The sequence below is a fragment of the Eremococcus coleocola ACS-139-V-Col8 genome (genome assembly GCF_000183205.1).
Lineage (GTDB): Bacteria > Bacillota > Bacilli > Lactobacillales > Aerococcaceae > Eremococcus > Eremococcus coleocola.
Genome location: NZ_AENN01000006.1, coordinates 165,680 through 190,283 on the forward strand (window position 1 = coordinate 165,680; position 24,604 = coordinate 190,283).

The 24,604-nt window shown below is 39.1% G+C and carries 19 protein-coding genes and 1 pseudogene; 1 reads left to right on the plus strand and 19 read right to left on the minus strand.

Features of this window, described 5'->3' with window-relative positions; translation table 11 throughout:
- Positions 1-70: 70 nt before the first annotated feature.
- The 16 genes and pseudogenes from uvrA to HMPREF9257_RS02480 all read right to left on the minus strand — a co-directional run bounded on the left by uvrA (position 71) and on the right by HMPREF9257_RS02480 (position 19,891).
- Positions 71-2,893: an excinuclease ABC subunit UvrA gene (gene uvrA / locus HMPREF9257_RS02405; RefSeq protein WP_006417743.1), complete on the minus strand. Its 2,823-nt coding sequence runs from the start codon at positions 2,891-2,893 to the stop codon at positions 71-73.
- 226 nt (positions 2,894-3,119) lie between these two features.
- A complete protein-coding gene (locus HMPREF9257_RS02410) occupies positions 3,120-4,151 on the minus strand; it encodes a substrate-binding domain-containing protein (RefSeq protein ID WP_006417880.1) in 1,032 nt (343 codons plus the stop codon).
- Between the two features lie 268 nt (positions 4,152-4,419).
- Positions 4,420-5,079 carry a phosphate signaling complex protein PhoU gene (gene phoU / locus HMPREF9257_RS02415; protein ID WP_006417936.1) on the minus strand — a complete coding sequence of 220 codons (660 nt, stop codon included), beginning with the start codon at positions 5,077-5,079 and terminating at the stop codon, positions 4,420-4,422.
- Positions 5,080-5,108: 29 nt separating this feature from the next.
- The gene (gene pstB, locus HMPREF9257_RS02420) at positions 5,109-5,870 is read right to left on the minus strand and encodes a phosphate ABC transporter ATP-binding protein PstB (protein ID WP_006417926.1); all 762 of its coding nucleotides are present in this window, start codon (positions 5,868-5,870) and stop codon (positions 5,109-5,111) included.
- Position 5,871: 1 nt separating this feature from the next.
- Positions 5,872-6,684, minus strand: a complete 813-nt coding sequence (gene pstA, locus HMPREF9257_RS02425) for a phosphate ABC transporter permease PstA (protein WP_006417876.1) — start codon at positions 6,682-6,684, stop codon at positions 5,872-5,874.
- 2 nt (positions 6,685-6,686) lie between these two features.
- Positions 6,687-7,550, minus strand: coding sequence for a phosphate ABC transporter permease subunit PstC (gene pstC, locus HMPREF9257_RS02430; RefSeq protein WP_006417758.1), 864 nt, complete (start codon positions 7,548-7,550; stop codon positions 6,687-6,689).
- 144 nt (positions 7,551-7,694) lie between these two features.
- A complete protein-coding gene (pnpS, locus tag HMPREF9257_RS02435; RefSeq protein WP_006417834.1) occupies positions 7,695-9,422 on the minus strand; it encodes a two-component system histidine kinase PnpS in 1,728 nt (575 codons plus the stop codon).
- A complete protein-coding gene (locus HMPREF9257_RS02440) occupies positions 9,422-10,243 on the minus strand; it encodes a response regulator transcription factor (protein WP_006417788.1) in 822 nt (273 codons plus the stop codon). Before HMPREF9257_RS02440 ends, pnpS begins: the two co-directional genes overlap by 1 nt.
- A gap of 179 nt (positions 10,244-10,422) precedes the next feature.
- A complete protein-coding gene (ftsX, locus tag HMPREF9257_RS02445) occupies positions 10,423-11,310 on the minus strand; it encodes a permease-like cell division protein FtsX (RefSeq protein WP_006417953.1) in 888 nt (295 codons plus the stop codon).
- Positions 11,307-11,987: a cell division ATP-binding protein FtsE gene (gene ftsE / locus HMPREF9257_RS02450; RefSeq protein ID WP_006417883.1), complete on the minus strand. Its 681-nt coding sequence runs from the start codon at positions 11,985-11,987 to the stop codon at positions 11,307-11,309. The genes ftsX and ftsE overlap by 4 nt, the downstream gene beginning before the upstream one ends.
- 313 nt (positions 11,988-12,300) lie before the next feature.
- A protein-coding gene (prfB, locus tag HMPREF9257_RS02455) for a peptide chain release factor 2 (protein WP_218015539.1) occupies positions 12,301-13,411 on the minus strand; the annotation gives its coding sequence in 2 pieces (ribosomal slippage) (positions 12,301-13,338 and positions 13,340-13,411; 1,110 coding nt in all).
- A gap of 113 nt (positions 13,412-13,524) precedes the next feature.
- Positions 13,525-15,891: pseudogene (gene secA, locus HMPREF9257_RS02460) on the minus strand (preprotein translocase subunit SecA); the annotation flags it as partial.
- A gap of 271 nt (positions 15,892-16,162) precedes the next feature.
- Positions 16,163-16,726 carry a ribosome hibernation-promoting factor, HPF/YfiA family gene (gene hpf, locus HMPREF9257_RS02465; RefSeq protein ID WP_006417754.1) on the minus strand — a complete coding sequence of 188 codons (564 nt, stop codon included), beginning with the start codon at positions 16,724-16,726 and terminating at the stop codon, positions 16,163-16,165.
- A 100-nt stretch (positions 16,727-16,826) separates the two neighbouring features.
- Positions 16,827-17,561 (minus strand): ComF family protein, encoded by a 735-nt coding sequence (locus HMPREF9257_RS02470; protein ID WP_006417803.1) that lies wholly within the window; start codon positions 17,559-17,561, stop codon positions 16,827-16,829.
- Positions 17,554-18,915 (minus strand): ATP-dependent helicase ComFA, encoded by a 1,362-nt coding sequence (locus tag HMPREF9257_RS02475; RefSeq protein ID WP_006417790.1) that lies wholly within the window; start codon positions 18,913-18,915, stop codon positions 17,554-17,556. The genes HMPREF9257_RS02470 and HMPREF9257_RS02475 overlap by 8 nt, the downstream gene beginning before the upstream one ends.
- A 109-nt stretch (positions 18,916-19,024) precedes the next feature.
- Positions 19,025-19,891 (minus strand): DegV family protein, encoded by an 867-nt coding sequence (locus HMPREF9257_RS02480; protein ID WP_006417918.1) that lies wholly within the window; start codon positions 19,889-19,891, stop codon positions 19,025-19,027.
- Between the two features lie 203 nt (positions 19,892-20,094).
- Between HMPREF9257_RS02480 and HMPREF9257_RS02485 the strand changes: the two genes are divergently transcribed.
- Positions 20,095-20,736: a YigZ family protein gene (locus HMPREF9257_RS02485; RefSeq protein WP_006417813.1), complete on the plus strand. Its 642-nt coding sequence runs from the start codon at positions 20,095-20,097 to the stop codon at positions 20,734-20,736.
- A gap of 98 nt (positions 20,737-20,834) precedes the next feature.
- Here the strand turns inward: HMPREF9257_RS02485 and HMPREF9257_RS02490 are convergent, their stop codons facing one another.
- The 3 genes from HMPREF9257_RS02490 to HMPREF9257_RS02500 form a co-directional block, all read right to left on the minus strand.
- A complete protein-coding gene (locus HMPREF9257_RS02490) occupies positions 20,835-21,914 on the minus strand; it encodes a hypothetical protein (RefSeq protein ID WP_006417794.1) in 1,080 nt (359 codons plus the stop codon).
- Between the two features lie 67 nt (positions 21,915-21,981).
- The gene (locus HMPREF9257_RS02495) at positions 21,982-23,373 is read right to left on the minus strand and encodes a sugar transferase (protein ID WP_006417904.1); all 1,392 of its coding nucleotides are present in this window, start codon (positions 23,371-23,373) and stop codon (positions 21,982-21,984) included.
- 230 nt (positions 23,374-23,603) lie between these two features.
- On the minus strand, positions 23,604-24,587 hold the full coding sequence (locus HMPREF9257_RS02500; protein WP_006417786.1) for a ribose-phosphate diphosphokinase: 984 nt from the start codon (positions 24,585-24,587) through the stop codon (positions 23,604-23,606).
- Positions 24,588-24,604: the final 17 nt, after the last annotated feature.

The window sequence follows — 24,604 nt, forward strand, 5'->3', positions numbered from 1 at the left end:
TACATTCACTATTATGCCAAGAAGCAAAAAAATAAACATAGGCCCCAAGACCTATATTTATTTTTTAAGATTATTTTAGAATTTTTTTCAAATATTGGCCAGTATAAGAGTCAGCCACCTCAGCCACCTCTTCTGGGGTGCCAATTGCAATCACTTGCCCCCCGCCGACACCGCCTTCCGGCCCCATATCAATAATATAGTCAGCTGTCTTAATCACATCTAAATTATGTTCAATCACAACGACCGTATTTCCAGCTTCAACCAGACGGTCTAAGACTGCCAATAAGCGTTTAATATCTGCTGGATGGAGTCCTGTGGTTGGCTCATCTAAAACATAGAAAGTATCGCCGGTTGATACCCGTTGTAACTCAGCCGCTAATTTCATCCGTTGGGCTTCCCCACCGGATAAGGTTGTGGCAGATTGGCCTAGACGGACATAACCTAAGCCGACATCCACCATGGTTTGGAGTTTACGTTTGATCTTAGGGATATTTTCAAAGAAGTCTAAGGCTTCTTCAATGGTCATATCTAAGACTTGGGCAATATTCTTACCTTTATAGGTTACTTCAAGCGTTTCTGAATTATAGCGGGTGCCATGACATACTTCACAAGGCACATAGACATCGGGTAGGAAGTGCATTTCTATTTGCTTAATCCCGGCACCTTTACAGGCCTCACACCGACCACCCTTGGTATTAAATGAAAAACGCCCCTTATTATAACCATGAATTTTGGCTTGGTTGGTTTGTGCAAACAGGTCCCGAATATCATCAAAGACCGAAGTATAGGTCGCTGGGTTGGACCGTGGCGTCCGACCAATTGGGGACTGGTCTATATCAATCACCTTATCCAAGCCTTCCCAGCCGGTAATTTCTTTAAATTTACCTGGTTTCTCTTTGGTAGAAGTCAAACGCTTCGCTAGAGCAATTTTCAAAATCCGATTTACCAAACTTGATTTACCTGAGCCTGAGACCCCAGTCACACAGGTAAAACGACCAATCGGAAAGGCCACATCCACATTTTGTAAATTATTTTCTTGGGCCCCTTTAACCTTGACCCAACCTAAATCTTCTTGGCGGCGGTGGTCTGGGATTTCAATTTTCTCCTTACCAGATAAATAACGACCCGTTATGGACTTAGAATTAGCCATGACTTGCTTAGGTGTGCCTGCTGCAATGACCTGACCTCCATGTTCCCCTGCCCCCGGACCAATATCAATAATATAGTCAGCTTCTAGCATGGTTTCATCATCATGTTCAACGACAATTAAAGTATTGTCTAAATCTCGCATTTGTTTTAAAGATTCAATCAAACGGGCGTTATCTCTTTGGTGGAGGCCAATGGAAGGTTCATCAAGAATATACATGACCCCAGATAAGTTAGAACCGATCTGCGTTGCTAAACGGATCCGTTGGGCTTCACCCCCAGATAAGGAGCCTGCCACCCGAGAAAGGGTCAGATATTCTAAGCCAACATTATTTAGGAAGGTCAAGCGGTCGCGAATTTCCTTAATAATTGGTTGACTAATTTGAGCGCGACTATCGTCAAAGCTTAAGTTTTGGAAGAAATCCAGACAGTCTCCGATGGATTTTTCAGTGACTTCTGCAATGTTTAAGTCTTTTACCTTAACAGACAGAGCCTGCTCATTTAACCGTTGACCGTGGCAATGAGGACAAGTCAATTCATACATATATTCCGCCATTTGTTCGCGGACGAAATCAGACGAAGTTTCGCGGTAGCGACGGTCAATGTTATTTAAAATTCCTTCAAAGGTTAACATTTTAGTTGTCTTGGTGTTACCCATCATCGATTTATAGGTAAACTTATAGTTAGCATTCAGTTTGCCATATTTAATCAATTCTTGTTGTTTTGAAGTCAAGTCCTTGAAAGGCACATCCATCGGAATACCTTCACTCTCAGTGAAAGCTTTCAACATAGAATAATAATAATAGGTATCATTAGCTTTCCATGGAGCTAAAGCCCCCTCTGCTAAAGTCAAAGTGGGGTCAGGAATAACCAAGTCTTCATCGACAGTTAAACGCGACCCTAAACCGTCACAATAAGGACAAGACCCAAAAGGGGCGTTAAATGAAAAGAGCCGCGGCTCTAATTGGTCTAAGGAAAAGTCACAATAAGGACAGGCGTAATGTTCATTAAAATAAAGGTCTTCGCCTTCTAAAATATTAATAATCACATAGCCTTCCGAAAGACTAAGGGCTTGCTCAATTGAATCAAACAAACGTGACCGAATTCCTTCTTTAATGACAATCCGGTCCACCACGGCTTCGATATTATGTTTTTTGTTTTTTTCTAAATCAGGCACTTCTGTAATATCATAAATTTCACCATCAACCCGGACACGAACATAGCCATCCTTAGCGGTTTTTTCTAAGACTTTAACATGTTGCCCCTTCTGATTACGGATCAGGGGTGCTAACACTTGGATGCGCGTCCGTTCTGGTAAAGCTTGAACACGGTCAACAATCTGTTCGGGTGACTGACGCTCAATCGGAATATGGTGGTTAGGACAATAGGGGGTCCCCACTCGGGCGAATAAAAGCCGTAAGTAATCATTGACCTCCGTTGCAGTACCTACGGTTGAACGGGGGTTATGGCTAGTTGTTTTTTGGTCAATCGAAATAGCTGGACTTAGGCCTTCAATTGAATCGACATCCGGTTTATCCATTTGCCCTAGAAATTGACGGGCATAGGCTGATAAACTTTCGACATAACGTCGTTGACCCTCAGCATATAAAGTATCAAAGGCAAGCGACGACTTACCAGAGCCAGATAATCCTGTCATGACAACTAATTTATTCCGGGGTATTTCAATATCAATATTTTTTAGATTATGGGTCCGAGCCCCTTTGACTTTGATTACGTCTTTTACCATGTAATTACTCCTTTTTGGCTTACTTCACTCTATGAAATACATTATAACATACTGAACATATGTTCGTCTTAAAATAGACTCATTTCCCAACCAAGTCTGTAATTTGATTATTAACTTTTATGTATATTTAAAAACCTTATCTTAGCTTTATATCCGGCATTTTAAAATAAAAAAAGAGGAGCTAGGCTTTCACCCAACTCCTTGAAAATAATTTATTTATCTATAATTATTTTACAGCTTCTGCCCAGTCAGCAACATCGCCTAAGAAGATATTCTTGATAGCTTCTAATTTCAAGTCTTCAACAGCGTTTTCTTTGTTAACAACCACTGCGATACCATCAATTGCGATTGCATCAAATTCTAAAGCTTCTTTTTCTTCATCACTTAATTCACGAGAAGCCATACCTAAATCAGCGGTACCTTCCATAGCAGCTTCCATACCAGCAGATGAACCGTTTGAAGTGATGTTAATTTTAACATCTGGATTTAAGCCCATATATTCTTCAGCTAATTTTTCCATTAAAGGAGTTACAGAAGTAGAACCAACAACTTCTATGTCACCTTTTAAGCCTTCTTTAGCTTCATAAGCAGCTAATTCAGCTCCAGCTTCTTCTGAACCAGCTTCTGATGTAGCTTCTTCTGAGCTTTCTTCAGATGCAGCTTCTTCAGATGCAGTTTCTTCTGAGCCTTCTTCTGATGCAGCTTCTTCTGAACCTGCTGCTTCTGAACCTTCTTCAGATGCAGCTTCTTCTGAGCCAGCTTCTTCTTCTTCGTTAACACCAGCAGATGAAATATAGCCTTCTTCTTCAACGATTGCTTGTCCATCAGCTGAGTGGATATAAGATAAGAAGTCAGTTGCTACGTCAGACATTTCGCCATCTTTTTTCCAAGCTACGTTAAATGGACGAGCGATTGCATAGTCCCCAGCTTTAATGTTTTCAGCAGTTGCTTCAACGCCGTCAACCTTAACCGCTTTAACTGAATCATCTAAAGATCCTAAAGAGATATAACCAATTGAAGCTGGGTCACCAGCAACAGTAGTCATAACACCATTCGTTGAGTTTTGGATACTTGCTGCTTGTGAAGTCATGTCGTCGCCATTTTCGTCAACAACACCAACGATTTCAACAAAAGCGCCACGAGTACCTGAACCATCTTCACGAGAAATTACATTGATAGGTCCTTCTTGTGCGAAAACTGGCACAAAAGAAGCAAGTAATAAAGCGGCAGATGATACGAATTGCAATGATTTTTTCATTAAAAAATCTCTCCTTTAATTTGCTTTTCTGTATTAGAAACAATGTCCGACAGACCAATTTCCATCGATACAAGCTAAGTTTACCATCTGAATATAAATTCTTAGTAAATTTTATGTAAATTTTATGTAAAGGAAACGAGCAAGCTTAGATCGTATGATCCTAAGCTTGCTCTAATTATAATAGACTCCAGTTCTTTAAGATTAACTAAAAAAGGGACCTAGCCTCTCGCCCAAGTCCCTTTCATCCATAATTTTATGATTTAATTATTTAATTATTTAATTCGATAATCGAACCAGTTTCAACATAGATAATCCGCTCACAGATATTAGTCACATAGTCCCCAATCCGTTCTAAGCTAGTACCAATGCCGACATATTGGATTCCGCGAGCAACATCCTCTTTGTTTTCTTGCATCCATTTTGCAGCTTCGTGATAGAGACGTTTTAATTGCGCATCGACTTCTTTATCTTTAGCCGCAATACGATTAGCGGCTTCAACATCATAGTTAGCCCGGGCCTCAATCACTTCAACCAGCATTTCACCTACAAAATTCTGCATCGTGAAGATAATTTCATCTAAAATATCAACTCGATTTTCAATTCCTTCTGTTCTAATCACAGCACGAGCAATTGATACAGAGTGGTCAGCTATCCGTTCAAAATCGTTGGATGAAATCAAAGCCGCAAAGACCCGACGTAAGTCATGGGATACCGGTTGTTGTAAAGCAACAATCTTATAGGCTTTTTGTTCAATTTCATTTGTTAAGTAATTGATTCTTAAATCATCTGAGATCAATTCTCGGCCTAATTCTTCATCAGCGTCTTTAAATGATTTGATTGCTTTATGGAAAGATTCTACGACAGCATTACCTAAACGCGTAATATCATTGGATAAGTCTACTAATTCTTCTTCAAATAGCGTTCTCATTTCTTACTTCCTCCCTTTTTGGGTTTAATCTAACCAAAGCGACCTGAGATGTAGTCATTCGTCCGTTGGTCAACTGGATTAGAGAAAATCTTTTCAGTATCATCAAATTCTACCACTTCTCCGGTTAGGAAGAAAGCTGTTTTATCAGAAATACGGCCAGCTTGTTGCATATTATGCGTCACAATAATAACAGTATATTTATTCTTTAAATCATGAACTAATTCTTCAATTTTATTAGTGGAAATTGGGTCTAAGGCAGAAGTTGGTTCATCCATCAATAAAACATCTGAATCATTGGCAATCGCCCGAGCAATACAAATCCGTTGTTGTTGCCCCCCAGATAAATCGGTTGCTTTACGGTCCAATTTATCCTTTACTTCTTCCCAGACAGCAGCGCCTTTAAGACTTTCTTCAACAATCCGATCTAATTCCTTACGGTCTTTAATACCATGAGTCCGAGGACCATAAGCAATGTTATCATAAATCGTTTTTGGAAATGGATTTGGATGTTGGAAAACCATCCCAACCCGTTTACGTAAAAGGTTGACATTATAATTTTTTTGGTAAATATCTTCACCGTCTAAACGGATTAAGCCATCCACCCGAGTGCCAGGTACTAAATCTTGCATCCGGTTTAAAGTTTTTAAAAAGGTTGATTTCCCACAACCAGATGGTCCGATAAAAGCAGTCACCTTATTGGATTCAATTGCCATATTAATGTTTTTTAATGCATGAAAATCACCATAATAAAAATCTAAATCTTTAATATCAAATTTGATTGGATTGGTCATCTTATTTTCCTCCTGAAGCTAACTTGTTACTTAACCATGTAGAAATTGAATTAATTATTAGAACCATTAAGACTAAAATTGCTGCGGTTGAATAGGCTTCACTCACATGAAAACCTTCTTGCGATAGCATATACATATGAACAGCTAGTGTCCGTCCGGAATCCCCTAACCCTCTAAGCATAGAGGTAGATGACCCAAGGGTATAAATAAGCGCGGCAGATTCACCAACAATACGCCCAACAGCAAGGATAATCCCTGACAAAATACCTGGCATGGCTACGGGTAGAACAACCGTAAAAATTGTTCTTAATTTACCAGCGCCTAAGGCCAATGAACCCATCCGTAACTCATTATTGACGGACCGCAATGCTTCTTCTGTGGAAGAGATAATAATTGGCAAAATCATAATGGTAATCGTTAAAATCCCAGCCCAATGTGAATATCCCATCCCTAAATTGATGACGAAGAATAACATCCCGAACAAACCATAAACAATGGAAGGAACTGCCGCTAAGGTATCTGTAGCTAGACGAATCACTTTTAAAAACTTATTGTTTGGATCTGCATATTCTACCAAATAGAAAGAGGTAAAGACCCCAAAAGGAACGGCGATTAATAAGGCGATTGCCACAATGACAAGTGTCGAGATAATTGCAGGCATCATCGAAACATTGGATGTCGTATATTTCCAATTAAACATACCCCAGTTCATATTAGGAATCCCTTTATAAAAGATAAAGATTACAATAAACATGAGCATGGCTAGGGTAAATAGACCCGCTACCCAGACAAGTCCTTTGATAAATTTATTCATGCTTATCTATCCCCTTTCGATTTAACCACCATAAAGATACTATTTATGATTAAAATGAAAATGAAGAGGACCACCGCTGTTGCAATCAGCGCTTCACGGTGACGACCAGAGGCATAACCCATCTCCAATACAATATTTGTGGTTAAGGTCCGTGTTCCTGAAGCAAGATTACGTGGGAATATTGGTTGGTTCCCAGTAACTAAAATGACCGCCATGGTTTCACCAATGGCCCGTCCAATTCCAAGAATAATGGCTGAAAAAATTCCTGGTTTTGCTGCCGGCACTACCACGTTCATAACAGACCGCTCATGGGTTGCTCCTAGACCTATACTGGCTTGATAGAAGGAATTAGGTACGGCCCGTAAGGCTGCTTCAGAAAGTCCAATAATAGTTGGTAAAATCATCACTCCAAGTAAAACTGAAGCGGTGATAATATTCATCCCTGTTCCACCAAATAAATCCCGTGAAATCGGCACAAAAATTTGGAGGGCAAAGAAACCATAAACAATCGATGGAATCGCCGCCATTAAGTTAATGGCTGGTTTAGCAAAACGATATAACTTGTCTGGACAGAAAAATGCCATAAAAATTGCGGTTAACACTCCAATCGGAACCCCAACAATAACTGCCCCTAGAGTAACAATGATAGATCCCACAATCATCGGTAAAATTCCAAACTTAGGGTTAGAAGCTGTTGGTCGCCATACATCACCTAGCAGGAATTTACCAAATCCCTCTTCTAACATAAAAGGCAAACCGCCTTTAAGAATAAAGTAAAAAATTAAAATAATCGAAATGATTGATATTGAAGCAGAGAAAATAAAAACCCACTTCATCAATGATTCCTTCAAATCACCACGTCGCATATGCAATCTCCTCATCCTAAATCTACTATAACATCTACCATAGATACTACATTCCTATTGTACAGATTAAATGTAAAAACAATGTAAATTTTATGTAAATTCGATACAGAAAAATTTACACAAACGTTTACATTGCTTCCGGAATTAATTATTAATAGGAATAAAAATTTTAAACGTGGTTCCTTGTCCTTCTACACTGGTAACCTGAATATTGCCCTCCATAATCCTCACTAAATTATTAACAATGGATAGGCCCAGTCCTGTTCCACCTGAATTGCGGCTTCGATCTTTATCCACTCGATAAAAGCGTTCAAAAATCCGACTCTGGTCTGCTTCAGGAATTCCAATTCCTTTATCGGACACTTGAATCAAGGCTCCTTGCTTAACTTTTTCAACGGCTAGTAGAATTTCGCCCCCAAAATCAGAATAATTAATCGCATTATCAATTAAGTTAATCATAATTTGTTCTAGACGATGTTTATTGGAATCGATCATAAGCTGGTCAATATTAGATGAGAAATTCATTCGAATGTTCTTCTGTTGGGAGGCTTGTTTAAATAATTGTAACACTGCTTTGCCAGTCGCTACTAAGTCTAAAAGCTGAGTCTCCCAAGGTTCAGAATTTTTTTCAACCCGGGATAATTCTAAGATATCATGAATAATCACTTCTAAACGATTACTTTCCTTGGCAATAATTTCAACAAATTGCTTGGTCATATCAGGGTCTGAAAGGGCTCCATCTAAAAGCGTCTCGGCAAAACCTTTAATAGCAGTAACTGGTGTCCGTAACTCATGTGATGCATTGGCAACAAATTCCGTACGAATCGTTTCTAATTTACGGTTACGGGTCACATCATATAGCAATACTAAGGATGAATGAGCTATATGACCAGACCGTTCCCGTTGGTAAGGAATAATATTCACATCAATCACCCGGTAATCGGGATAGTAAAACTCAATTTCTTCTTGCTTAGCTTGTTCATCTTTCTGTACTGCCCTAATCAGTTCAACCAACCGAACTGAACGAATGATTGTTTCAAAAGGTAAACCAACAATTGGCGCAGATAAGTCTAAAAGTTTCAACGATTCAGGATTATTTAATTCAATCCGATCACGATCATCTATTAAAAGCACACCTAAATTTAAATGGTTTAATAAAATAGATAGGCGTCGTTCACTGTCCTCAAGATTCCGATATTGGTGCCGGAGCTGGGTCACTAAATCCTCTGCCGAATCATTTAAATCAGCTAAACTAGTAAAATTTGCAGTGACCTTATAATAACGATAATCTGAATCAACAATATGACGTAATTGTTGGCTCATCTCGCGGATAGGCTTAGTTACAGTCCCATAAAGTGCTAAGCGGCCTAACAGAAATACTAAGATAATTGCTAGTAGACTGGCAATCTTAACCCGGTTAAAAATTGCTTGGGTGGATTTAAAATAGGACGGTTCATAAACTAAATAATAGGCAGGGCTTTCCTGGTCAATGGCCTCGACCCGTTGAAAATATAAGCCATTGATTTTTCCGGTCCTGCTCGGGGCTTTTCTTATCTCTTGACTCAACATTTTTAAACTAATGGGTAGGTTTTTAAATAACTGCGGTCCAGAAACAGCAATAATCCGGGTATCGGAATCAAGCGTCTGCTCAACCGGCTCTATCCCATTGATTGTCTCTAAGTTATCCATAAAATCTTTTGAATCAACCATTTGGACCTGTCTAAGATAGGGTGTTGCCCGGTCTAATTGATTAATTATCGCAGCATCTAAAACCCGGTCTAAGCCTAAACTAACCGTGATTAAAGCTAAGAGTAAAAAGAAGAGAGACCGGTTAAAAAGCCATTTTAAAAATCGATTTGACTTTTGCGGCATTATTCTGGTACCTCAAATTTATAACCAAAGCCACGCATTGTTTGGATATATTTAGGATGGCGATTATTATCTTCGATTTTCTCTCTCAAATGGCTAATATGAACATCAACAATTCGAGTTTCTCCCACATAATCAAAATCCCAAATTGAATTTAATAATTGTTCGCGACTCAAAATTCGGCCTCGTCGTGTGACCATATAAACCAATAATTCAAATTCCTTAGGGGTAATATCGACTTTTTTATGGTTGACCCGCACTTCATAGTGCTCAGGATAAATTTCTAACTCGCCCACCTTTATCAAACGACTCTCTTGAGTAACTGGACTCTCTGCTCCTTTTGCTAGTGTATTTTCATAATTATGACGAATTTGGTCCAATTCTAAGCCAAAATTATCATTATCTCTTACTTCCATGGTTTCTTCTTCATCAAGGTCAACAATATTTAGGTCATTTTGACTACCTGTCCGCCGTAAAATTGCCTTAATCCGAGCCAAAACTTCCCGTGGGCTAAAAGGTTTGGTCATATAATCGTCGGCACCTAATTCTAGTCCAACTACCTTATCATATTCTTCATCTTTAGCCGTTAACATGAGGATAGGAACCTGGGACCCCTTTTTGCGAACTTTACGGCAAATATCCATCCCATCCATACCAGGTAACATCACATCCAAAATAATAAAATCATACTTATTTTGTTCAATCATTTCATAAGCTAATAAGCCATCGTCTGCTTGATCAACTTGATAGCCAGCCTGTTGTAAATTGTAGGCTAATAAGGTTAAAATTGATGGCTCATCATCCACTATTAATATATGTTCCACGAGGGACCTCCTATTATATATCGAATCTTTTGCAAGTTAATCTTACCATGCTAAAGGCGAGTTGAAAACTTTTTCTCTAATTACTTAATATTTCAAGACTTAAAGGAATTTCTCTTCTAAACAAAAACCCTTAAAGGTTAGCAGTCATAGCAACCTTCAAGGGAATAATTCAACGTCTTTTATATTTGGAGAAACCGCCGCGTCGCTCGACGTGCTCCCAAGTTACCTAACAGAATACCGATAATTAATAAACCAGCGCCGATATACCAAAGTATCGGAAAGAGTGGGGTAAAACTTAAAATCCGTGCTCCAAACAGTTCAACACTAGCCGACTGAATCCCGTTATAAATCGCATAAAGTAAAGCCGTGGCAAAGATTGCTGAGAGAGTTCCCATAAACATCCCCTCATAGACAAAGGGAGCTTTAATATAACGGTTGGTCGCCCCCACCAAGCGCATAATCTCTAATTCAGTTTGGCGCGCAGCAATGGTGAGGCGAATTGTGTTAGAAATTAAGAGAATCGCGATTACAATCAGAATTGCTGCCACTAATGCAATAATAGTTCGTGCAATTTGGATCGTTGACAATAAATTCTGAGTATCGATTTCACCATAAGTAACCTCACTTGCATAAGGAAGCTTAGAAATAGCTTGCGTCACACTCTCTAAATTAGCTGTATCATCAACATCTACTAAGAAGACATTATAAAATGGATTATCATCACCTGAAAACATTTCAAAGTCAGAACCCATTTGTGCGACTAAATCTTGGTATTCTTCTTCCTTAGTCCGATAGGTCACCCCACTAACGTGGTCCAGGGCTTCGATTGATTCTTTTAGCTTGGCTTCGTCATCCTTATCCGCTGCTAAATCAATATGGGTCCGAATCTTAACCCCACCCTCAATATCTTGGGTAATATTTTGAATATTTTGGGCTAAGAGGACAAAACCACCAATCATGATTAGGGTTAAGGTCATGGTTAAGATAGTCGCAATCGTCATCCAACCATTCCTAAATAAATTACGGAAGGCATCTCGGATATGACGGAAAAAATTACGAAATATCATAAATTATAATCCCCCTCTACCTCATCGGATACAATCCGACCTGCTTCAATCTGAATTACCCGGTGTTTATACTGGTCTACTAACTGATTATTATGGGTCCCCATGATAACCGTGGTTCCTTGAGCGTTGATAGTTTCTAACACCTCAAAGATTTCTCGTGCCGTTTTAGGGTCTAGATTTCCAGTTGGTTCATCCGCAATAATAATCGAAGGTTCATTAGCCAAGGCACGCGCAATCGCCACCCTTTGTTGTTCCCCACCTGATAATTCATCGGGAAATTGGTTAGCTTTTCGGGTAAGGCCAACCAAGTGTAATACTTCTCTCACCCGTTCTTTAATCACTTTTTTCTTCGCCCCGGTAACTTCTAAGGCATAAGCTACATTTTCATAGACTGTCAACTTAGGTAATAGTTTAAAATCTTGAAAAATTACGCCTATATGACGTCGTAATTTAGGAATATGGCGGTTTTTAATCGCATGAACTTGGTAAGGACCGACGGTTAATTTTCCTTTAGACAGGCGCTCATCGCGATACATTAACTTCATGAGGGTTGATTTACCTGAGCCAGAGGGCCCAATAATATAGACAAACTCACCCTGTTCAATGCGTAAGGAAGCATCCTTTACAGCTACAATCCCATTACTATATCGTTTACTAACATGGGTTAACTGAATCATTTAAGTCACCATCCTTTCAGTGTATTTTTTCATAATCTCTATTTTAACGTAAAAAGCTAACTTAGGAAACTTGTAAAAAGTTCCAGTCTATTCATTTTCAAAATCTTCATTTCTAATCGCAGTGGTTGATTGAATGGAACTACGCCACAAAACAACTTGTTCCATCCTAATCAACTCAACTGTGCAGGAAATTAAGGCAGCTGAGCTCACTTGTCCACTCAGCTACTGGAGCACTATGTCGCTTTGCTCCGAGTACTCCAGCAAACTAAAATCTTAGATTTTCTACTTCTTGCCCGCTCCCTTCAGTTTGCTTTCAATCTTGATTTTGGACCTGCCATTTTAAATAAGCATCCATAAAACCATCTAAGTCTCCATCAATGACCGCTTGACTATTTCCGACTTCATAGCCGGTCCGGTGATCCTTCACCATAGAATAGGGATGGAAGACATAAGACCGAATCTGTGAACCCCAACCAATCTCTAACTGTTGGCCTTTAATGGCAGCCATCTCTTTGGCGCGTTCCTCTTCCTCACGTTGATATAATTTAGCCTTTAACATGGCCATGGCTTGATCACGGTTTTGGAATTGGGACCGTTGAGCTTGGCTTTGGGTTACAATCCCCGTGGGAATATGGGTAATCCGCACGGCAGATGAAGTCTTATTAATATGCTGACCCCCAGCTCCAGAAGCCCGGTAAGTGTCCACTCGAATATCATCCGGATTAATTTCAATTTCAATGGAATCATCCATTTCCGGGGTCACCTCAATTGAAGCAAAGGAGGTATGACGACGGGCATTGGAATCAAAGGGCGAAATTCGCACTAAACGATGGACGCCTTTTTCTGATTTTAGATAGCCATAGGCATTGTGGCCCTTGATTTCTAAAGTGACTGATTTAATACCAGCCTCGTCTCCGGCTTGATAGTCTAAAACCTCCACTTGAAAGCCTTGTTTGTCGGCCCAACGCTGGTACATACGAAGTAACATAGATCCCCAATCTTGGGATTCTGTTCCCCCAGCTCCAGGATGGATTTCTAAGATTGCATTGGCACTATCATGGGGGCCTGACAAAAGTAATTGTAATTCATAATTATTTAAAGCCTTACTGGTGACTGTCATGATGTCTTCTGCTTCGCTTAGCATGTCCAGATCTTGACTTTCCTCATATAGTTCCAGCGCCATCCCTAGATCATCAACTTGACTGACCAAGTCCTGAATGGTTTGGTAGGAAGCCTTCGCTTCGTTCAACTGACTAATCACCTTCTGAGCTTTATCATTATCATCCCAAAAATCAGGCGCCAGCATCTGGTGCTCATAATCAGCAATATCTTCTTCCAATTGGTCTAAGTCAAAGAGACCTCCTGATTGAGATAACTTGGTCTTGGGCCTCCGTTAAAAAATTCTTCATTTCATATAATTCCATCTAAATTACCCCTTTACTAGAAAAGAAAAAGAGGCAGTCGCCAAGAGCTTGATTTTACTTAAAATCTTTGCACCTGGAACCGTCCCTTTTAACTCGTAACCTGACTAGGCACTTTGCATATTTTGACGAATTTGGGCTTTCATAATAAAACGAGTCACATCATATTCAATTGCGGCTGACATTTCTTCAAATCGTTCATAGCCCTCTGTTTGATATTCAGTCAATGGATTTGTTTGGGCATAGGCACGAAGACCTACACTTTGACGAAGGTTATCCATCATATCAATATGGTCGGTCCATTTAGAATCAACTACTCGTAAAATAACCACTTTTTCAAATTCTTTAACTTGTTCTGGTGTAGCTAAAGCAGCAATCTTTTCATCATACTTACTTTCAGCCAAACCATAAAGGAAGTTAATTAATTCTTTACGATTCTTACCTTGGAGTTGACTTAGACTTAATTCATCCGGACTAACTAAAGCAGCATGACCAAAATCAAGTAAACTTTCTAAGTTCCAATCTTTCTTCTTATCTGCCTCCGTAGCAATTTCAACTTGACGGGTAATCGTCCGTTTAATCATAGCTTTAACATATGGGGTCAATGACTCTTCGGCTTGAATGACTTGCAAGCGTTGTTTGTAAATAACTTCCCGTTGTTCACGCATGACTTCGTCGTATTCCAAGACATTCTTACGGGTATCATAGTTATTCCCTTCAACCCGCTTTTGGGCTGACTCGACTTGACGAGAAAGCATACGAGAATTGATTGCTAAATCATTATCTTCATCTGACTCAGCCATTTTTTCCCAGAAAGCTTGGATTCGTTCAGATCCAAAGCGACGCATCAAATCATCTTCTAATGAAAGATAGAATTGTGAAGCACCTGGGTCTCCTTGCCGACCAGAACGACCCCGTAATTGGTTATCAATCCGACGCGATTCATGACGCTCAGTTCCAATCACACATAGACCACCCAATTCTTTAACACCTGAGCCTAATTTAATATCGGTACCCCGACCAGCCATGTTAGTTGCAATCGTTACGGCCCCTTTTTGACCAGCTTGCATAACTATTTCAGCTTCTTTAAAGTGATTTTTAGCATTTAAGACTTCATGCGGAATACCAGCTTGGCGTAATAATTTAGATAAGTATTCAGAAGTTTCTACGGCAACCGTACCGACCAAAATCGGTTGGCCTGTGGCATGTCGTTCTTTAATTTCCTCTACTACCGCTTTGAATTTTGATTTTAAGTTTGGATAGAGTAGATCAGAAGCATCGTCCCGAATAACTGGCCGGTTAGTAGGTACTTGAACCACGTCCATATTATAAATTTCACGGAATTCTTCTTCTTCAGTCTTAGCAGTACCAGTCATACCAGATAATTTTTCATACATCCGGAAATAATTTTGGAAGGTAATGGTAGCCATGGTCTTAGATTCGTCTTCAATTTCAACGTTTTCTTTGGCCTCAATGGCTTGGTGGAGTCCATCAGAATAACGACGGCCTTCCATAATCCGTCCCGTAAAGCCATCCACGATTTTAACTTTGCCTTCATCAACCACATAATCAATATCTAATAGCATGATATAGTTAGCCCGAAGCGCTTGGTCAATATGATGAACTAAGGCAGTATTATCCACATCATAAAGGTTATTTAAACGGAAAACGCGTTCAGCCTTATCGACCCCTTCATCAGTTAATGATATAGACTTAGAGGTTAAATCAATCGTATAGTCACGTTCTTCTTTCAAGCCTTTAACAAAGTAGTCAGCCCGTGTATATAAGGCAGTTGACTTACCAGCTTGACCAGAAATAATTAATGGAGTCCGGGCTTCATCGATTAAGATAGAGTCCACTTCATCGACCACCGCAAAATAAAGCGGACGTTGAACCATTTGACTTTGACTGGCAACCATGTTGTCCCGTAAGTAGTCAAAACCTAGTTCATTATTGGTTGAATAAGTAATATCACAATTATAAGCTTCACGTTTTTGGGAAGCATTCATTGAGTTTAAGTTTAAGCCGACGGTTAAACCTAAGAAGCGATAAACTTCCCCCATTTCTTGGGAGTCACGGGTTGCTAAATAATCGTTAACTGTTACCACATGGACCCCTTTACCAGCTAGGGCATTTAAATAAACTGGCATAGTTTCGGTTAGGGTTTTACCTTCCCCGGTTTTCATCTCAGCGATGTTCCCACCATGAAGGATAATCCCTCCTTGAATTTGAACCTTATAGGCATTTAAGCCTAAAACCCGGCGCGCCGCTTCCCGCACGACAGCATAAGCATCAGGTAAAATATCATCAAGACTTTTGCCCTTAGCTAAACGTTCTTTTAATTCTACGGTCATATTTTTTAATTCTTCATCCGACATCGGACGATAGGTTTTTTCTAAGGCTAGAATTTGATCTGCCATTTTAGCCGTCTTACGTAAAACAGCCTTATCATTTTCCACTAAATTTTTAAGCAAATTTGGCATTCTGCTTGTCAGCTCCTTTAATCAGTCATAGGATACTTACACATTGGTCTGGATACCCTTATTGTTTTTTGCATTCACTGTTATAGTGTACCATGTAATTTACAATTTTTGTATATTTATTTCAAGTCCGAGCCTTTTTAATCCAATAATTTTAGTTTCAACCAATAAAATGACTGAAACAACCCAATCTTCTGCCGGTCAAAAATAAAGGACTGAGTTATTTCACCCAGTCCTTTATCATTATTTAACTAACAGTAAGTATTTATCAGTCTTAGAGAGCTGCTGTTTCAATTAAACCATAACGACCATCTTTTCGACGATACACAATTGCAGTTTCCATCGTTTCCGCATCGGTATAGATAAAGAAGTCATGACCTAACATGTTCATTTGTAACACAGCTTCTTCGCTACTCATTGGTTTTAAGCTAATCCGTTTAGATCTTACAATTTCTAATTCTGGCTCTTCTTCCTCTGGACTATTTGCACTTACCGCAAGATCTGGAAGATCCCCTTCGCGAATCGTACCGCCACCTTTGGCTTTACGATTAATTTTGGTTTTATATTTACGAACTTGACGTTCAAGTTTATCAACCACAAAGTCGATACTCTTATATAAATCATCTGTGGTTTCTTCAGCCCGGAGTACTAAGAATGATAATGGAATCGTCACCTCAGCCTTGGCTGTCTTATCGGGATAAACTTTTAAATTCACGTGTGCTGTTGCATCAGGCACATCAGTAAAGAAGCGTTCTAATTTAGCAACCTTTTTTTCGGCATATTCTCTGATTGCTTGGGTCACTTCAATATTTTCCCCGCGAACATTATAGTTAAACATAAAAATCCCTCACTTCTAAATAATATTAAAAGATAACTTTTACCTTTTACTAATTATAACATATTCACAAGAATTTGAAAACGGAAACAATTATTTTCAATTATTCTCGGACTAATGATAGGGAGATAAGTTCATGTTTATCAGTAAAGTAAGGGGTTTCAATCATAGCCCTTTTCGCGGATAATAAAGTAGTTCCAGTTGTATAAACATCATCAAAAAATATAATTTTTTCATGGGCTTTGATAAAATCTATTCCCGATTGATTCAATACAAAAGGTTGGCTCAACTTTAACCGCTCCTGACGACTTTTACGGGCCTGTTTACGTCCATCCCCTTGATAATCAAAAGGAATACAATAGGGTTGCTTAACTAAATCTAAAAGGTGACCGACAGGATGAAAATTACGTTGGCTTAAACTAGTTGGCGAAGAAGGCAAAATAATGAAGGAATAGGACCGATATACTTTTAAGGCATGTTCTAAAGGACCTTTTAAGAGTTGCCCTAAATAAATATCCCCATGGTATTTATAACGAAAAAGCCAATCACGAAACATATCTGTATACGCAAAAAGATAATGATGTCTCAAATAATAGCTAGGGTAGGTGTCCAACCAACGCAGGCAATCCTGGCAATAATCAGCTTCTCCACCAGACTTTAAAATCCGATGACACGCTTTACACCGATGGCTTTGATCCATATCTTGAATTTGAAGCCAAGCCTCAAAACAGTCGGAGCAAATATAGGGAGTATTTAACGGGCGCCAAGCAAAAATATCCTCTAAAGCTAATTTTTTAGGTATTTTTCCCTGACAGAATTCACAAAAAGTATCATTCATGCAATAAACCTCGCTCTCTGGCCAAGCGATTCATCCTTTTAATTTGCTGGCGGGCTGACCACATAGCCATAGATACTCCGTTATGGCCATAAATTAACGTTCCTCTTGGAAAATTTGATTTTCGCCCCACTCGTCCTGACATTTGAATGAGGGCTGCACTCGTAAATAATCTATTATCTGCTCCCACAATATAAACATGACAATTCTCAAAGGTCACTCCGCGCTCTAAAATCGAAGTTGTAATTAAAGCGGATACGTTCCCTTCTCTTAAAGCCATCACCTTATCCTGTCGTTCAGGATCTTGGGCATGGACACAGGCTAGATCCGGATACATCTGGGTTAATAGTGAATATAATTGTTCGGCTAAGGCAATATTCGCCATAAAAATTAACTTTTTTCCAGGATGTCTGAGAAATGAAGAAAGTTTTTGGAATAGTTTACCTTGCTTTTTACCTGACTTCACTTCCTCTTCCCAAGGACCGATATAGTGAAAATCGGGCTCCGGTAAGGGATAGCCATGATAGCGTGCAGGTAAGATGGTCGCCGTCATTTGTCCGTTTTGCACTTGCTTTTTTAAATATTTATCTGGGGTGGCTGTCAAATATATTAGCTTCCCTTGCAGTCCTAAAGCTCCTTGGACTGCCTGATGCAAGATGGGGTCACCCGCATAAGGAAAAGCATCCACCTCATCCACAATCATCAAATCAAAGGCCGCTTTAAAGCGAAGCATTTGGTGGGTAGTCGCAATCAGAATCGGAGTATACCGATAAGGCTCGGTCATAGCTCCATGCAAGACTACCAGATCCAAGTTTGAAAAGGCAGCTTGAATCCGAGGATACAATTCTAAACAAACATCCACCCGGGGTGACACGATGGCTACCCGTCCCCCTTGACTCACAACCTGATCAATTAAAGGGAAAATCATCTCTGTTTTTCCAGCACCCGTCACCGCATGCACCATATGAGGGCGGCCCCTATCCTTCAAACTTTCTAAGAGTTCTTCTTTGGCCCGACCTTGTTCAGCTGATAAACTACCCTGCCAAGTCAGATAACTTTTGCCAGCTAGTCCCAGCGGATCTTTAGCCGGTGGGAGCCCATATAACTTACTTTGACTACTCATCCGACCAAGTTGGATACACTGACGACAATATGAAACAGAGAGCGGCTGACCTTGAGTATCAAGACCATCAAAGTAAATCAAATCTTGATTACCACAACGTTGGCAAGTTCCTTGAATAATAGCCGGTTGGCTTTGTAACTCAGCTTGGATAGCCTGCCATTGGTCAGGGTCTAGGCGGCTCTCATGCTGACTGATTAAACGTCCCCAGAATATGCTTGCTAATTGTTGAGACATAATTCACCCCTAGCAATAAATACCCCATTTAACTCCGTTTCCTTTTAAAAAAACAAGCTTAAGTAGAAATTTCTACTTAAGCTTGTTTTCTAAAATGAGAATATAAGTCTTAATAGAGCTTCGGAACTGTGGCCATGCCACAAGACCCTATGCCAACATGGGTTGCCACAACTGGTCCTAACAAACCAACTTGATAGTCGATGGTGCCAAACTTTTCTTCAAGAATTGCTACCACTTGATCGATCACCTCTTGACCCAAGGCATGGGCAAAATATAATTGAAAGCCTTGAGGGTTGGCTTCAAAAGCACCCTCAGCAATCTCAGCCAGACGTTGATACAATTTACGACGAGTGCGGACTTTTTCTAAAAGGACAATCTCACCCGCCTCATTAAAAAATAAAATCGGTTTAATCGCAAATAGGTTACCAATAATTGCAGCTGAATTCTTCAACCGGCCGCCACGGCTCAAATAAGTTAAGTCTTCCACCGTTAAATAAATATGACTTTGAGCAATCATATCCTTGAGAATTTTATCTAGTTCCGGCATGGCCATGCCTCGGTCTAATAAGCTTAGACTAGTCTCAACTAAGGCCATCATAACCACTGAAGCAGCTTTAGTATCATAGACATAGCATTCAACTTGGTCTTTAAATTCCTGTAAGACTGTCACTGCGGTCTGATAGGTTCCCGAAATGGCGGAAGAAAGGTGAAAGGCCAAGATTCGCTCATAACCTTGATCAACTAAATCTTCAACCAACTGCATATACTCACCGATGGGTGGTTGTGAGGTGGTGGCAGTTTGTTTGGACTGACTCAAATAATCATAGAATTTTTGTGCCTTATCGTCCGAAACTAAATCAGAAACTTGTTTACCATCTTCAAATGTCACAGATAAAGTTACTTGATATACATGTGGGTGTGCCAATAATTGTTCTGGCAGATAACTGGTACTATCAACAATAATTGCTGTTGGCATTTTTTCACTCCTTAACCACGGTATACTCCCTCTGGTAAATAATTAATCTAAGTCATATTTTACCATGATAAATTCGCTTTGTCGTCAAAGGCCCTCAAATTTTTGCCTATTTCATAAAAAAGCAACTGACCGTTACCTCACTCACCCATACTTGCGGGATTTTAAAAACATTTGTAAAATATAGAAAAGTCAGGGGGAATACCATGTCGATTAATTATTATTCAATTGCCCAGCCACAAGAGGCTGAGCTTATTGTAAATAAATCACGTTTTATTAGCTATTTAGAACCTATCACTAGCCCAGACCAAGCCCAAACACGACTGCAAGAAATTCGTAAAGAACATTACAAAGCTAACCACCATTGTTGGGCTTATATTTTAGGGGATGATTCGAATATTCAAAAGTTGTCAGATGATGGTGAACCCAGTGGCACGGCAGGAATGCCCATCTTAGAGGTCCTGAAACAGAACCAATTAACTTATATTCTAGCTGTAGTAGTCCGCTATTTCGGCGGTATTAAATTAGGAGCTGGAGGCCTTATCCGGGCTTATTCATCCGCCACCAGTGAATGTTTGGCTCAGAGTCAACGGATTCAAAATGTTGACCAAAATCAAGTGGAATTAGTCATTGATTATAAAAATAATGACGGCTTGCTTCAATCCCTTCACACACACACCTTACCGCTTGAAATTACCGATACTAAATATACTGATAAGGTCATTCATCACTTATCCATTCCTAGCCAAGAGCTTGACCATGTCATGGTTGAATTAACCGACCGCCTCCAAGGCAAACTGAGTTGGGAAGACCTGGGCATCAAACAAATCAATTTACCTTATCATTAATTGCATCCATAAAAAAGAGACCCTTCAGGATGTCTTTACCAAACGGTAGCGACAATCCTGGAGGGTCTTCTATTATTAAAGTAAATCTTACTTAAGCATTATTCTTGACTTTCAGTTGATTCACTCGCACTGTCAGCTGCTTGGTCTGTGGCGCTATCACTTGCATTTGCATCGGCACCATCACTGGATTCTTGACCACCATCAAAGGTTGGGGCATCAGCTGGTACTTGAATATCAAAGTTTTGACCATGGTTTTTAAAGTTCATTTCAAGATTAAAGACAAGGTTTACTTGGCTATCCTCCGCTGGCATTGCTTCACTAGCAAGTTTAGCAAGATCTTCATTGTCTAAGGTCATATTCATGACTAACTTAGTTACTTTATTTGTATCTTTGGCATAGTGAATTTCATAATTATCAAACATGTCAAAAATCATATTAAAGGCTTTATCATAAGTATCTTTCATTTGAGCTTTTTGTTCTTCAGTCATTTCGATTCCTTGTGCTTCAGCCTGAGCAATGGCATCATCAATGGCTTCTTGTTTAATTTTTTCAATATCAACAACTTTTTGTGCATCTGCCCAGAATTCTTCCGAATTGATATCTGGTTTCATTTTAAAAACATATTCTGAATCGGTTTCAGTAATATCCATATATTTTTCATATAAAGCAACTAAGTCATCTGTTACTTCAGCTTGAGATTCTGTTACTTGAGCCATAGCGTCAGTATAGACTTTAGAAACCTCAGCTTCAACATCAGAAATATCTTCGACTGTCCAAGCAGAACCATCAAAGGCATAAAGAATACTATCTAATACAGTTATCTGACCTGAAAAAGGAATTTCTTGGTTTTGTGTTTCAGTCACATTACCATTTTCGTCCGTTACAGGAACTGCTTGACGAAAATTCCCTTGGCCATCAATAAAAGCAGCAAATTTAGGATCGACATTCATTTGGAAGGTTCCATTTAAATCGCCTGCAATTTGTTCAGTTCCATCGATTGTCACTGAGAAATCTAATTTAGCATCGCCTTCTTGAGAACCTAGTTCTTTATTGGCCTCTTGAACCTTTGTTAAAACATCTTTAACATTAATATCTTGGGCAGAAACTGGCATGGCACCGGCAAAAATCAAACTAACAACAGCAATAGTCGCAATCATTACATTGAACAATTTTTTCATATTTTCACGCCTTTCATTATTTTTTTATAGTATACCATGGATTTAAAATCTGCTCTAATCTAAAGCTTTATTTGATTATATCTATATCATTTTTAAATTTATCCCAAGTTACTTGACTTTCCACCTTATCTTCAACCCCACGAGAGCTTACCTTATCAAAGAGAATTTTAATGGTTTGAAAAAGTAGTTTAAAATCAAAGGCTAAAGAATAGTTCTTAATATACAATAAATCAAAATTTAACTTACTATTAAAATCAGTCGCATACTTCCCGTAAACTTGAGCGTAACCCGTGATACCGGCCCGCACATGATGACGAAGTGAATAATAGGGATTGAGCTCTACGAATTGATTAACAAAAAAAGGTCTTTCAGGTCTTGGTCCAACCAAGGACATGTCCCCTTTAAGCACATTAATCAATTGCGGTAATTCATCAATCCGGGTAGCCCGAATAAACTTACCCACCCGGGTCACCCGACTATCATTACTAGAAGCTAGGACCGGGCCGGATTGAGCCTCAGCTGACTGACTCATTGATCGGAATTTTAGGATATTAAAAGGACGGTGGTCCATGGTAATCCGTTCTTGTTTATAAAAAATTGGCCCGGGTGAATCAATCCGAATAGCTAAAGCAGTAATCAAGGTAATTGGCAAGGTTATAACTAGCAAACAAAAAGCCGCCACAATATCCAAAAAACGCTTGACCATGGCTTCTTCGCTAGCAATACCAAAGGAAGATACTTCAATAATACTTTCATCCTGAAAATTCATAATATTAGGATTAACCATCATGAGGTTTTCAAAGTTGGTTGATATAAACAACTTCTGATTGTGGTCCATCAAAAATTTATAAATTTCTAACCGTTCACTTTCTTCAATCCGACCAGTTAGATAGACAATATCAACTTCATCCGCTAGCTGGCGCACATTATAATAATAATTAGATAGAACCACATGAGTTACCTTATGCCGGCTATTTTTCATGAGGGAGAAGTTTTTAACGGCTTCCAAAGCCCTATCTTCTTGTCCCACCACCATGACTCGTTTCTGACCACGAATACGTTGATAAAGGATGTAAGCCAAGCTATTGAAAGCAAACATTAAAACACTACCCACTAAGAAATTAATTAAGACCACTGACCGGGGGAAAGATAGCCATGAGCCTGCATAAGTTAAGGCCATTAAATAGACGGTCATTGCCAGCTGACTTAAAATGGTGTAATAAGCTAAGTCTAGTAAATTTTTATTATAAAAAATATAAGTTCCAAACAGGATGTTAATAATTATATATCCAATAATAATCCAGGGATAGGAGGCCTCAAAGGCCCAAAGATTTCTTCCCGGAACCTGCCCAAAAAATTTAAAATAAAATGAAATATAAATACCTAGAAGAAATAACAAAGCACCCATGATAGTGGTTGAAATTCTTAGGATATTATTCCAATCTGAATGTTTCTTCAAGAAAAACTTCCTTTCTGTAAAGGATCCTTATCCTTTATTTCTCCCATATTATAAAGGTTTTACTTTCTTTTTACCATAAAAACTCCATTAACTTGACATGAAACAAGTCAAGTATGACAAAATTTTCTAGTATTTTATATTTTGAAAATAACCAGACCCCCTACAAGGCACTAAGGCTCATAGGAGGTCAAGCTTATTTATTTTAATAATCAGTGTGGGATAATTTAAATTTAATCAATTATTTTAAATTGTTCATTAAAGAGTGGACTTACAGACCGGTTTTCATGAATCCGCTTGATGGCTTCACCTAATAATTGGGCTACCGTTACCACTTCAATTTTATCAATATGTTTTTCTTTTGGTAAGGCAATTGTATCAGTAACCACTACTTTTTTGATACAAGATTTTTCTAAGCGTTCAATGGCAGGGCCAGATAAAACAGCATGAGTACAGCAGACATAGACTTCTTTTGCCCCTTTATCTTTAATTCCCTGCGCACCAAGCGTAATAGTACCTGCTGTATCAATCATATCATCGATAATAATAGCAACCTTATCTTTAACATCGCCGACTATATTCATAATTTCAGCAACATTATCTTTTGGTCGACGTTTATCTACGATGGCAATCGGTGCGTGGAGGAACTCTGCTAATTTGCGTGCCCGAGTCACACCACCATGGTCTGGTGAAACAACTACTACATCATCTCCAGATAGATTCTTATCCAAGAAATAGTTAGCTAATAAAGATGCCCCCATCAAATGGTCTACGGGAATATTGAAGAAGCCTTGAATTTGGGCAGCGTGAAGGTCAATCACTAGCATCCGATCTACACCAGCATTGGTTAACATATCTGCGACTAATTTAGAAGTAATGGGTTCGCGTGATTGGGCTTTGCGGTCTTGACGCGCATAGCCGTAATATGGCATGACAACATTAATTGTTTTGGCACTTGCCCGACGAAGTGCATCAATACAAATCATTAACTCCATTAGATTATCATTAACAGGATTTGATGTGGATTGTACGATATAAATATGATCCCCACGGATACTTTCTTCAATATTTACCTTGATTTCACCGTCAGCGAATTTCGAAATACTAATTTTACCTAACTCAACCCCAACTTCATCCGCCACTTTTTGGGCTAATTCGGGATTAGAACTTAAAGAAAATACCTTTAACTTTGGATCTTTATATGTGTGCTTTTCCATTACTACAAATTCCTCCT

Coding starts and splice junctions, on each gene's coding strand:
- uvrA (WP_006417743.1), bottom strand. CDS start 2,893: ATGGTAAAAGACGTAATCAAAGTCAAAGGGGCTCGGACCCATAATCTA.
- HMPREF9257_RS02410 (WP_006417880.1), bottom strand. CDS start 4,151: ATGAAAAAATCATTGCAATTCGTATCATCTGCCGCTTTATTACTTGCT.
- phoU (WP_006417936.1), bottom strand. CDS start 5,079: ATGAGAACGCTATTTGAAGAAGAATTAGTAGACTTATCCAATGATATT.
- pstB (WP_006417926.1), bottom strand. CDS start 5,870: ATGACCAATCCAATCAAATTTGATATTAAAGATTTAGATTTTTATTAT.
- pstA (WP_006417876.1), bottom strand. CDS start 6,684: ATGAATAAATTTATCAAAGGACTTGTCTGGGTAGCGGGTCTATTTACC.
- pstC (WP_006417758.1), bottom strand. CDS start 7,550: ATGCGACGTGGTGATTTGAAGGAATCATTGATGAAGTGGGTTTTTATT.
- pnpS (WP_006417834.1), bottom strand. CDS start 9,422: ATGCCGCAAAAGTCAAATCGATTTTTAAAATGGCTTTTTAACCGGTCT.
- ftsX (WP_006417953.1), bottom strand. CDS start 11,310: ATGATATTTCGTAATTTTTTCCGTCATATCCGAGATGCCTTCCGTAAT.
- ftsE (WP_006417883.1), bottom strand. CDS start 11,987: ATGATTCAGTTAACCCATGTTAGTAAACGATATAGTAATGGGATTGTA.
- hpf (WP_006417754.1), bottom strand. CDS start 16,726: ATGTTTAACTATAATGTTCGCGGGGAAAATATTGAAGTGACCCAAGCA.
- HMPREF9257_RS02470 (WP_006417803.1), bottom strand. CDS start 17,561: ATGAATGATACTTTTTGTGAATTCTGTCAGGGAAAAATACCTAAAAAA.
- HMPREF9257_RS02475 (WP_006417790.1), bottom strand. CDS start 18,915: ATGTCTCAACAATTAGCAAGCATATTCTGGGGACGTTTAATCAGTCAG.
- HMPREF9257_RS02480 (WP_006417918.1), bottom strand. CDS start 19,891: ATGCCAACAGCAATTATTGTTGATAGTACCAGTTATCTGCCAGAACAA.
- HMPREF9257_RS02485 (WP_006417813.1), top strand. CDS start 20,095: ATGTCGATTAATTATTATTCAATTGCCCAGCCACAAGAGGCTGAGCTT.
- HMPREF9257_RS02490 (WP_006417794.1), bottom strand. CDS start 21,914: ATGAAAAAATTGTTCAATGTAATGATTGCGACTATTGCTGTTGTTAGT.
- HMPREF9257_RS02500 (WP_006417786.1), bottom strand. CDS start 24,587: ATGGAAAAGCACACATATAAAGATCCAAAGTTAAAGGTATTTTCTTTA.